This is a genomic window from Acidocella sp. (assembly GCF_028687955.1).
GTDB lineage: Bacteria > Pseudomonadota > Alphaproteobacteria > Acetobacterales > Acetobacteraceae > Acidocella.
The window spans coordinates 1-2,950 of record NZ_JAQTZC010000120.1 but is presented as its reverse complement, the minus strand read 5'-3'; the positions used below and the strand labels follow the sequence as shown (position 1 = coordinate 2,950).

Genomic DNA, 2,950 nt, shown 5'->3' with positions numbered 1-2,950 from the left:
GAAGAAGCGCCGCCGGAGTTGCGGTTTGACATCGGCCGCTACGTGGCGGACGGCGCGACGCTGTTATCGCCGGGCGAGATTGCCGCCGCCGTCGGCCCCTACACCGGTCGCGGCAAGGACTTCTCCGACGTGCAATACGCGCTCGAAGCGATAGAAGGGCTGTATGCCGATCGCGGCTACTCGGCGGTGCACGTCCTGCTGCCCGAGCAAGAACTCGAATCCGGCACGATTCATTTCCAGGTCATCGAAAGCCGCTTCGGCCAAGTCACGGTCAAGGACAACCGCCACACCGGCAAGCAGAACGCATTGAACGCCTTGCCCGGGGTACGTCCCGGCGGCATCCCGCGCGCGCGCGACATCGCCCGCCAACTGCGGCTGGCCAACGAGAACCCCGCGCGGCAACTGAACGTCGTCCTCAAAGGGGGCGAGCGGGACGATTTGGTCGACGCGAGCGTGCTCGTCAAAGACCTCAAGCCCGAACAATGGACGGTGAGCCTGGACAACACCGGCTCGAAGGAAACGGGGATTTCGCGGCTGGGCCTCGCCTACCGCCACGCCAACCTGTTCGACCGCGACCATGTCGGCCAAGTGCAGATACAACTCTCCCCGCAATACCCCGACCGCGTGAAGGTACTGGGCGGCGGCTACAAAGTACCGCTTTACGGCAGCGGGCACAGCGTGGAATTCTTCGGCGGCTACTCCAACGTCAACTCCCTGATAGGCGGGCTGACCAACTTCCAGGGGGGCGGCCTCATACTCAGTTCGCGCTACCACATCCCGCTCCAACGCATCGGCAGCTTCGACCCCAAGCTCAGTCTGGGCCTGGACTGGCGCCGCTTCAGCAAGATCGAGCAGACCGACCCGGTACCGCCGGTCACGCTATACAACCCCATCGTCGTCAGTCCCGTGAGCCTGAGCTACGCCCTGCAAGGCAAACTCGCCCGCAGTGACATCAACCTCAACCTCTCCTGGACGGTCAACGCCGCCGTCATGAACGGCGGCAAAAAAGCCGACTTCGCCGCCTATGTCCCCAACACCGTCTCGACGCTGACCCCCGCCTACAAAGTCGCGCGTTACGGCGCGGGCTACTTCACGCAGGTCGGTCAGGACGGGCAAATCCGGCTCGCCTTCAGCGGCCAATGGAGCCGTGACGAACTGATACCCGGCGAACAGTTCAGGCTGGGCGGCGCGGACGGGGTGCGGGGATTCACCGAGGGCAGCGAGAGCGGAGAGCGGGGCGCCAAGCTCAACCTCGAAGCCTACCTGCCGGCCTACGCGCGCGGGGACTTCAACCTGCGCGGCCTGATATTTGCCGACGCGGGCGCGGTACGCGCGAACAGCAGCGGCCTGACGACCACGATCAGCAGCGCGGGGCTGGGGCTCCGTGGCGCATATACGGACCGCTACGCGCTGAGGCTGGATGCCGGCCGCATCGCGAAGGCGGGTAACGACCTGACCCAGCTGGCGGGAGATTGGCGCATTCACGCCACCCTGAGCGGCAGCTTCTGAAGACGAGGTAAGACATGAAGAACAGCACCCTGAGTTTGGCCCTCACGCTCGGACTCCTGGCCGCCGGCATCGCCGGGGCGGTCGAGCAGGCCGGCAGCATCCGCTACATGAGCGGCACCCTGGTGGCGCAACGGGCCGACGGCGGCATGCGCGTACTGACGCCCAAGTCGAAGGTGGAAGCGGGCGACCTGCTGGTGACCGGCAAAAATAGTTATGCCCAAGTCGTGATGAACGACGGCACCAAGATGACCCTGCGCCCGGAGTCCAACCTCAAGATTGAAGCCTACCGTTTCCAGAAGAGCGTGCCCCAATCGGACAACGCCGTGTTCCGGCTGCTCAAGGGCGGCTTCCGCACCGTCACCGGATTGATAGGCAAGCGGGGCAACAAGGACGCCTACCAACTGCGGGCAGCGGGCGCGACCATCGGCATCCGCGGCACGGACTTCACCTCGAGGCTGTGCGCCGCCGGAGAGTGCGGGGACGGTGCCGAAGCGGTAGCGGCCAAACCGAAGGCGGACACCCCCAAGCCGGCCGGCCGGGTGATGCGCATCTCCGGCGGGGTCGTCGCCAAAGAAGAGGGCGGCAAACTGCGCAAACTGGGACTGGGTGCCCCCGTTTACGAAGGGGACACGCTACAGAGCGATTTGGGGGCCTATGCCGTGGTGGTGTTCCGGGACGGCGGGCGCATCACCCTGCAGCAGAGCAGCCTGTTCAAGGTCGAAACGTTCAAATACGACAAGGAGAAATCCGAAGAAAGCATCGCCCTGCGCCTCATCAAGGGCGGCGTGCGGGTGGTCACCGGACTGATCGGTCGCGTCAACCACGACAACTACAAGTTCAAGATGCCGGGTGCCACCATCGGCATTCGCGGCACCGGATTCGACGTCTGGTGCAATGGCCCCTGCGCGGAAGGCGACAACGTCCCGCTCGCCACGTTGGGCGGGGCGGGGCGACGGGACACCCTCTGGTCGCAATATGCCGAAGCGGGCATACCGGGCCGCCTGAATGATGCGGGCGTACAGACCTCGGTGAGCGGGCTATACACCCGGGTGGCGCTGGGCGAGGGCGACCCGATGAACGGTGGCGGGGTTTACGTGTGGTCGGGCTCGGTGGTGATGGTCGCCCCCGGCGGCTCGTTCACGGTGGCGGTCAACCAGGCGGCGATGCTCTCGCAGATGACCGGCAAGCCGGTGCGCATCATGGTGGTCCCGGCGGCGGTGCAGCAGAACGACGCCCCGCGCCCGGACATGCCGGTGGACATGGACGAGCTGTTCGGTGAAGGTCAGGACGGTGGGGGCGGTGGCCTGTATGTGACGGTGAACGACGGCCAGGTCATCCTGAGCCGGGGGGAGCAGGCGGTGAATCTGGGCAAGGGCGAGAGCGGCTTCAGCGACGGCCAGCTGGTGCGCCAGCTGGCGACGACCCCGGGCTTCATGCGCAA

General features: G+C 65.9%; 2 protein-coding genes. Both read left to right on the top strand.

Going from position 1 to position 2,950, the window contains the following annotated elements; translation table 11 throughout:
• The coding region (locus tag PHE40_RS10910) for a ShlB/FhaC/HecB family hemolysin secretion/activation protein (RefSeq protein ID WP_299961669.1) at positions 1 to 1,509 on the top strand (1,509 nt) is incomplete at its 5' end.
• Between the two features lie 14 nt (positions 1,510 to 1,523).
• A partial coding sequence (locus PHE40_RS10905; protein ID WP_299961667.1) for a FecR family protein occupies positions 1,524 to 2,950 on the top strand: 1,427 nt, incomplete at its 3' end.